Origin of the sequence: Gilliamella sp. ESL0232, from assembly GCF_013346885.1 — a bacterium.
Lineage (GTDB): Bacteria > Pseudomonadota > Gammaproteobacteria > Enterobacterales > Orbaceae > Gilliamella > Gilliamella bombi.
In genome coordinates this window covers 180,527-190,014 of record NZ_JAAEDW010000006.1, presented here as the reverse complement: position 1 = coordinate 190,014, position 9,488 = coordinate 180,527, and the positions used below count along the sequence as shown (strand labels likewise).

Here is a 9,488-nt window from a genome sequence, read left to right as displayed (position 1 = left end):
ATAGTATTATTCTATCTTCTTATCCGCTCTTTTTTATTCGCATTTTATTAAAAAATAGATAAGCAGATATAGCAACAACAAAATTTCCTAGTGCAGCAAATATCGTTACAACATTAAGAGCAAAATAGTTAAATAAAATAAATCCTGTCAAAATTGCACCAATTGCCGCACCAAAAGTATTAATCGCATAAAGATGTCCAGTTGTTTGACCAATATTTTTCCAAAACTGTGCTATATAAGTAATTAAAATTGGAAGTGTTGCTCCCATCAAAAGAGCAGGAACAAGCACCAATAAGAAATTAACAATTGCAACAACAATTAAATTATAAACAATAAAGATATCACCGACAAATAAAATAAGTTGATAACTAATTATTCCAAATAAACCAATTCCAAATTCACTAAAACAAAAAAACTGGAGTGCTTTATTTGGGTATTTATCAACAATTTTCCCTCCTCCAAGAGCACCTAAACCAAGTCCTAACATAAATGCCGATACAATAATTGCTACAGAATCAACATCAGAACCAAAAGCAGAATAAAGAGCTCGTTGCCAAGCAACTTGATAAGTTAAGCCACTCATTCCAGAAATAAAAAATAGCGTGCTTAATAGTAGTGATTGTTTCTTACTTAACATAAAAGCGTCCTTAATTATTTCTCAAAAAACCATATTTATATTCAGTTATCATATTACTATCGGTAATAATTTCCGTATCTCGTCCTAAGTTATAAAGCTTTTCAACTTCATCTAGACTTAACAGTTTGGTTGCTAATGTTTTTTGGTAAGCACCGTTTTTAACTTGTTTAGACGCTTCATTAAACAATGGTTTACCATCTAAAACCAACTTATCAAGGCGATTTTTAGCAACATTGTCATCAATGTTAATCTCTGAATCCGAAGCATAAATAAAGCCCATTGTACCCCAATAAGCATACTTAAATACCGATTTTGCCGTTTTTAATGTATCTAGCGAACGAGTACTATTAAATGCCAAAATACCATTAGGATTTAATGAATTATGTAATATATTCATCATTTCTTGCGATAATAGATTGGTTATTCCTGAACGCCAATGGTAAGTAGTATTCATAATAATTAAATCATACTTTTTATCACTATTTCGTTTAAGCCAACGTCGACCGTCATCAATATAGATATTAATTCGATGATCATCTAGTATTGGAGAAACAACTGGGTATTGTTTAATAATATCCAAGTAACCTTTATTAATTTCAATGGCGTCAATCGTTTCTAATGTAGGAAAACTTGATAAAGCACGCGTCCAAGCCCCACCACTAACACCAATAACCAGCACTTTCTTAGGATTTGGATGAATTGCCGCTAATAGATAAAGCCGGTTTAAGTCATTTATATCATTATCTGGATCTATATTTAAAATACCATCATACATTCGATTTCCTAATACAATATTTTTCCGTCCATCCTTATTGTCATCGGCGATATGAATTACACCATAGCGATTTTCAATATAAGAATTGATAGATATGTCTTGTCCGAAGCTATCTCTGAAAATATAATCAGTGTGTTTATCGACTAAACAAAAGCAACTAATACCAAGTATAGCAAAGGCAGAAACAGAAACTGCCGATTTTTTAGTTATCATCAAGCCACCTAATAAGATACAAACAATACCTATTAAAATAAACATTGATGAAATAGAAATATAATCAAGGAGAACTCCGCCAATTAATAAACTACCAAGCGTTGAGCCAATAATATTAAAAAAATAGACTTTAGAAACTGAAGCACCGACTTTTCCATTGGCTATATTCGTACCTAAATGGTGCACAATTGGAAATAATATTGCCTTTAAAGCTGCAACGACAAATATTAAAATACTACATATACCTATACATTGAGTTAAGCTATTTGGTTGATTTATGCTTTGAATAATAAATGGAATCAATATATCAATAAAACCAGCAAAAATTAAAACCATTCCTCCTGCCAATAGTAGGTTCGAATAGCGTGTACAAATTGTTTTACCTCGATTTGCACCAAAAGCAATACCTAATAGAAAAAAGAACAGTACAAGTGCAAAAGCATAGGGAGCACCACCTAACATAAAGCTAACGATTCTAAACCATAGCATTTCTTGACCTAAGCTCATTAATCCAACTAAAAGCGAAATGCACCAAGCAAAATATTTCATAGTGATTTTCCTACTCCGAAATAACTAATATAGTTAATATATAATTAATTGCTAATATTTTAGACGATTATTTATTTTACATCAAATAAAACTAGGTATAAATGTAATACAAACCACCATTAGCTCTATTAATAACGCTATATTTGGAAGATTGACTTATAAATATATTTATTAAGCCAGTATTCTTTTTATTTTTCATTCAATTATAAAGGTATTGTTATGCAATTTTTATAAAAGGAGGGTAAATATATCAAAATAATCTTTATTACTTATTTAAACTTAGTTAGTAATAAAAAGCTTGTATTGTTTAAATAATTAACTAATTGATTTTAATAATATATTGATAAACCAGCGACAACTATCGCCGATTTATCATTTTTAATATCTTTATAGTATTATTCTATCTTCTTATCCGCTCTTTTTTATTCGCATTTTATTAAAAAATAGATAAGCAGATATAGCAACAACAAAATTTCCTAGTGCAGCAAATATCGTTACAACATTAAGAGCAAAATAGTTAAATAAAATAAATCCTGTCAAAATTGCACCAATTGCCGCACCAAAAGTATTAATCGCATAAAGATGTCCAGTGGTTTGACCAATATTTTTCCAAAACTGTGCTATATAAGTAATTAAAATTGGAAGTGTTGCTCCCATCAAAAGGGCTGGAATAAGCACCAATAAGAAATTAACAATTGCAACAACAATTAAATTATAAACAATAAAGATATCACCGACAAATAAAATAAGTTGATAACTAATTATTCCAAATAAACCAATTCCAAATTCACTAAAACAAAAAAACTGTAGTGCTTTATTTGGGTATTTATCAACAATTTTTCCTCCTCCAAGAGCCCCTAAACCAAGTCCTAACATAAATGCCGATACAATAATTGCTACAGAATCAACATCAGATCCAAAAGCCGAATAAAGAGCTCGTTGCCAAGCAACTTGATAAGTTAAGCCACTCATTCCAGAAATAAAAAATAGCGTGCTTAATAGTAGTGATTGTTTCTTACTTAACATAAAAGCGTCCTTAATTATTTCTCAAAAAACCATATTTATATTCAGTTATCATATTACTATCGGTAATAATTTCCGTATCTCGTCCTAAGTTATAAAGCTTTTCAACTTCATCTAGACTTAACAGTTTGGTTGCTAATGTTTTTTGGTAAGCACCGTTTTTAACTTGTTTAGACGCTTCATTAAACAATGGTTTACCATCTAAAACCAACTTATCAAGGCGATTTTTAGCAACATTGTCATCAATGTTAATCTCTGAATCCGAAGCATAAATAAAGCCCATTGTACCCCAATAAGCATACTTAAATACCGATTGTGCCGTTTTTAATGTATCTAGCGAACGAGTACTATTAAATGCCAAAATACCATTAGGATTTAATGAATTATGTAATATATTCATCATTTCTTGCGATAATAGATTAGTTGCACCTGAACGCCAATGATAAGTAGTATTCATAATAATTAAATCATACTTTTTATCGCTATTTCGTTTAAGCCAACGTCGACCGTCATCAATATAGATATTAATTCGATGATCATCTAGTATTGGAGAAACAACTGGGTATTGTTTAATAATATCCAAGTAACCTTTATTAATTTCAATGGCGTCAATTGTTTCTAATGTAGGGAAACTTGATAGAGCACGCGTCCAAGCCCCACCACTTACACCAATAACCAACGCTTTTTTAGGATTTAAGTGAGTTGCTGCCAATAAATAAAGTCGATTTAAATCATTTATATCATTATCGGGATCTATATTTAAAATACCATCATACACACTGTTTCCTAATACAATATTTTTTCTTCCATCCTTATTGTCATCGGCGATATGAATTACACCATAGCGATTTTCAATATAAGAATTGATAGATATGTCTTGTCCGAAGCTATCTCTGAAAATATAATCAGTGTGTTTATCGACTAAACAAAAGCAACTAATACCAAGTATAGCAAAGGCAGAAACAGAAACTGCCGATTTTTTAATTATCATCAAGCCACCTAATAAGATACAAACAATACCTATTAAAATAAACATTGATGAAATAGAAATATAATCAAGGAGAACTCCGCCAATTAACAAACTCCCAAGCGTTGAGCCAATAATATTAAAAAAATAGACTTTAGAAACTGAAGCACCTACTTTTCCATTGGCTATATTCGTCCCTAAATGGTGCACAATTGGAAATAATATTGCATTTAAAGCTGCAACGACAAATATTAAAATACAACATGTACGTACACATTCAAATAAACTATTTGGTTGATTTAGGCTTTGAATAACAAATGGAATCAATATATCAATAAGACCAGCAAAAATTAAAACCACTCCTCCGACCAATAGTAGGTTCGAATAGCGTGTACAAATTGCTTTGCCTCGATTTGCACCAAAAGCAATACCTAATAGAAAAAAGAACAGTACAAGTGCAAAAGCATAGGGAGCACCACCTAACATAAAGCTAACGATTCTAAACCATAGCATTTCTTGACCTAAGCTCATTAATCCAACTAAAAGCGAAATGCACCAAGCAAAATATTTCATAGCGATTTTCCTACTCCTAACTAACTATTATTATTTATAACTATTATAGTAAACATATAATTAATTGCTAATGTTTTATACAATTATTCATTTTACATCAAATACAACTAGATATAAACGTAATACAAACCGCCATTAGCTTTATTAATAACGCTATATTGGAAGATTAACTTATAAGTAATATTTATTTGACCAAAAACTAATTTTTGATTAACTTCACACGCAATATGGAATTAAAGCCTATTCCTTCTTAAATTATAAAACGATGAATTAGAGGCAATGATATGTTATATAACCAGCATCATGAAAAAGATAACTGTGGATTTGGTTTAATTGCTCACATTGAAGGACAACCAAGTCATAAAGTGGTGCGTACTGCAATTCACGGACTTGCCAGAATGCAACACCGTGGTGCCATTTTATCAGACGGTAAAACTGGCGATGGCTGTGGACTTTTATTACAAAAACCCGATCGATTTTTTAGATTAGTGGCACAAGATGCGGGCTGGCGTTTAGCAAGTAATTATGCCGTTGGTATGTTGTTTTTGAGCCAAGATGAAAAAGAAGCTCAAATTAGCCGTGATATTGTCGAAGAAGAATTAGCCAATGAAACCTTATCCATTCTAGGTTGGCGTGAAGTACCAATTGATAAAAGTGTGCTTGGTGAAATTGCCCTATCATCATTGCCTAAAATTGAACAAGTCTTTGTTAATGCACCCGCTGGATGGACAAAAATTGATTTAGAACGCCGCCTATACATGGTGCGCCGTCGAATTGAAAAACGGGTACAAGACGATACATTTTACGTTTGTAGCTTCTCAAATCAGGTCAATATCTATAAAGGCTTATGTATGCCTAAAGATTTACCTCGATTCTATCTAGATTTGGCTGACATCCGAATGGAAACAGCAATTTGTTTATTTCATCAACGTTTTTCAACCAATACTGTTCCTCGTTGGCCATTAGCGCAACCTTTTCGGCATTTAGCTCATAATGGTGAAATCAACACTATTGAAGGTAATAGACAATGGGCACAAGCACGTTCCTATAAATTTAAAACTCCACTCATTCCGGACTTACAAGATGCGGCACCTTTTGTTAATGTCACAGGTTCTGATTCAAGTTCATTAGATAACATGCTTGAGCTATTTCTTGTAGGAGGAATGGATATTGTACGAGCTATGCGCTTATTGGTTCCACCTGCATGGCAAAATAATCCTGACATGAACGAAGATCTGCGTGCTTTTTTCGACTTCAACTCAATGCATATGGAACCTTGGGATGGTCCTGCCGGTATTGTAATGTCTGACGGTCGTTATGCCGCATGTAACTTAGACCGTAACGGATTACGTCCTGCACGTTATGTAATAACGACAGACAAACTCATTACCTGTGCATCCGAAATCGGTATTTGGGATTATCAACCTGACGAAGTCGTCACTAAAGGACGCGTTGGTCCAGGTGAATTGTTAGTTATAGACACTGAAGAAGGTCGCATTTTACAATCGTCTGAAACAGACAACGATTTACAAAAACGTCATCCATATAAAGAATGGATGGAAAAAAATGTTAAAAGACTGATCCCTTTTGAAAACCTACCTGATGATAACATTGGCTCTCGATATTATGACGATATCTTGCTAGCAACTTATCAAAAACAATTTGGTTATAGTGCTGAAGAGCTAGACCAATGTATTCGAGTGCTAGGTGAAAACGGTCAAGAAGCCACCGGCTCAATGGGCGATGACACACCATTTGCGGTACTATCAACAAGACCTCGCTCAATTTATGATTATTTTCGTCAAAAATTTGCTCAGGTAACAAATCCGCCTATCGACCCACTACGCGAATCACACGTTATGTCACTTTCAACTAGTATTGGTCGTGAAATGAACGTGTTTGCCGAAGCAGAAGGTCAGGCGCATCGTGTTGCGTTCAAATCTCCTGTTTTGGTTTATTCAGATTTTAAACAATTAACAGCATTAGAATCACGTTATTACAAATCAGAAGCCTTAGATATCACTTATGAAATCGATGGTAGCCTGCGCGATGCCATTGAACAATTATGTGGTGATGCTGAAGCAAAAGTTCGCAATGGCACGGTATTATTGATTTTATCAGATAAAAATATAGCGCCTGATCGCTTACCAATTCCTGCGCCTATGGCAGTTGGAGCTGTTCAGCAACGCTTAGTTGAAAAAAACTTACGTTGCGATGCTAATATCATTGTCGAAACCGCAAGCTGCCGTGATCCACATCAATTTGCGGTACTTCTTGGTTTTGGTGCAACCGCAATTTACCCTTATTTAGCCTACGAAATCTTAGGCCAAATGGTCGATAATAGCACAATAAACAAATCTTACCGTGAAGCCATTCTTAATTATCGTAATGGAATTAACAAAGGCTTATATAAAATTATGTCAAAAATGGGCATTTCAACCGTCGCCTCTTACCGCTGTTCAAAACTATTTGAGGCAGTTGGCTTAAATAAAGAGGTCGTTGAACTTTGTTTCCAAGGAGTTACTAACCGTATTAATGGTGCCAATTTTGATGATTTTGCGCAAGACCAATTTAACTTATCAAAAAGTGCATGGCTGAAAAGAAAACCATTAGAACAAGGTGGGTTACTTAAATATGTTCATGGTGGTGAATATCATGCTTATAATCCTGATGTAGTACAGTCACTACAAAAAGCGGTCAATAATGGCAATTATGAAGATTACAAACGCTATGCCGATATCGTCAACAACCGCCCTATTGCCACCTTGCGTGATTTATTAAAGCTCAATCCACCTGAAAACGCAGCTATTCCACTTGATCAAGTCGAACCAGAAGAATCACTGTTCAAACGCTTTGACTCGGCAGCCATGTCAATTGGTGCGCTAAGCCCTGAAGCACATGAATCCCTTGCCGAAGCAATGAACACGCTCGGTGGTTTTTCAAATTCAGGCGAAGGCGGTGAAGATCCAGCTCGCTACAACACCATAAAAGTATCACGCATAAAACAAGTTGCATCAGGTCGTTTTGGTGTAACACCAAGTTACTTAATGAGTGCCGATGTTATTCAAATCAAAGTAGCACAAGGAGCAAAACCGGGGGAAGGTGGTCAGTTACCTGGCGACAAAGTCACACCATATATTGCTAAATTGCGTTTTTCTGTACCGGGTGTCACACTTATTTCACCACCACCTCATCACGACATTTACTCGATTGAGGATTTGGCACAATTAATATTTGACCTAAAACAGATTAACCCTAATGCCATGATTTCGGTTAAATTAGTATCAGAGCCAGGCGTTGGCACAATCGCAACTGGAGTTGCTAAAGCCTATGCCGACTTAATTACCATTTCAGGCTATGATGGTGGAACAGGCGCCAGCCCATTAACTTCAGTCAAATATGCTGGTTCTCCATGGGAATTAGGGTTGGTTGAAACTCAGCAATCATTAGTCGCCAATGGGTTACGTCACAAAATACGTTTACAAGTAGACGGTGGTTTAAAAACGGGCACTGATATTGTCAAAGCAGCTATTTTAGGTGCTGAGAGTTTTGGATTTGGAACAGGACCAATGGTTGCCTTAGGTTGTAAATATCTGCGTATTTGCCACCTTAATAACTGTGCAACGGGTGTTGCAACGCAAGACGAAAAACTGCGTAGCGAACATTATCATGGCCTGCCAGAAAAGGCGATAAACTATTTCCGCTTTATTGCGCGTAACACGCGAGAAATTATGGCCGAGCTAGGTGTCAGTCGTATCGTCGATTTGATAGGACGCACCGATCTGTTATTAGAACTTGATGGCATCACAGCAAAACAACAAAAACTTGACCTATCAGGACTGCTCGAAACAGCAAAACCTATTGATGGCAAACCAGTTTATTGTATTGAAGACAATAAACCATTTGATAAAGGTGTGCTAAATAAAGAGATCATCACACAAGCACAACAATTTGTTGATAATCGCCAAAGCCAAAGCCTCTATTTTGATATACAAAATACTGATCGCTCTGTGGGTACTAGTTTATCTGGCTATATTGCCAAAAAATATGGTGACCAAGGTCTTGTTGCTGATCCTATTTCGCTTAACTTTAACGGCACTGCGGGTCAAAGTTTTGGTGTTTGGAACGCTGGAGGTGTGGACTTAACACTCACAGGCGATGCCAATGATTATGTTGGTAAAGGCATGGCTGGCGGTCGTATTGTGATTCGACCACCGCAAGGCTCAGCATTTTTAAGCCATGAAGCAACCATTGCCGGTAATACCTGCTTATATGGTGCAACTGGAGGAAAACTCTTTGCCGCTGGACGTGCTGGAGAACGATTTGCGGTACGTAATTCTGGTGCAATTAGTGTTGTTGAAGGCATTGGAGACAATGGCTGTGAATATATGACAGGCGGTATTGTCTGCGTATTAGGTAAAACAGGAGTTAACTTTGGTGCAGGTATGACAGGTGGTTTTGCTTATATTTTAGATGAAGATAGTGATTTCCATAAACGCATAAATAAAGAGTTAGTGGAACTATTGAATGTTGCTGATTACTCAATTCACGAAGAACATTTACGTGGTTTAATAATGGAGCACGCTCAACTTACCCATTCATCACGCGCGGAAGAAATTTTGGCTAATTGGGATGATTATTCAAAACAATTTGTATTAGTCAAACCAAAATCGAGTGATGTAACAGCGCTACTTGGGCACCGCAGTCGCTCATCAGCAGAATTACGTATTCAAGCACAGTAAGGAGAACAC

General features: G+C 35.4%; 5 protein-coding genes. 1 reads left to right on the top strand and 4 read right to left on the bottom strand.

Going from position 1 to position 9,488, the window contains the following annotated elements; translation table 11 throughout:
• Window positions 1-19: 19 nt before the first annotated feature.
• From GYW75_RS08180 to GYW75_RS08165, 4 genes are all read right to left on the bottom strand, one after another.
• Window positions 20-637, bottom strand: a complete 618-nt coding sequence (locus GYW75_RS08180; RefSeq protein ID WP_174798991.1) for an MFS transporter — start codon at window positions 635-637, stop codon at window positions 20-22.
• 10 nt (window positions 638-647) lie between these two features.
• Window positions 648-2,174 carry a fused MFS/spermidine synthase gene (locus tag GYW75_RS08175; protein WP_174798990.1) on the bottom strand — a complete coding sequence of 509 codons (1,527 nt, stop codon included), beginning with the start codon at window positions 2,172-2,174 and terminating at the stop codon, window positions 648-650.
• A gap of 408 nt (window positions 2,175-2,582) precedes the next feature.
• Window positions 2,583-3,200, bottom strand: a complete 618-nt coding sequence (locus GYW75_RS08170; protein ID WP_034915183.1) for an MFS transporter — start codon at window positions 3,198-3,200, stop codon at window positions 2,583-2,585.
• Window positions 3,201-3,210: 10 nt separating this feature from the next.
• Complete coding sequence (locus GYW75_RS08165) at window positions 3,211-4,737, bottom strand: fused MFS/spermidine synthase (RefSeq protein WP_174798989.1); 1,527 nt, start codon at window positions 4,735-4,737, stop codon at window positions 3,211-3,213.
• Window positions 4,738-5,021: 284 nt separating this feature from the next.
• On the opposite strand from GYW75_RS08165, the gene gltB reads away from it, so the two are divergent.
• Entirely contained in the window at window positions 5,022-9,479 is a 4,458-nt protein-coding gene (gene gltB / locus GYW75_RS08160; protein ID WP_085164349.1) for a glutamate synthase large subunit, read from the top strand.
• Window positions 9,480-9,488: the final 9 nt, after the last annotated feature.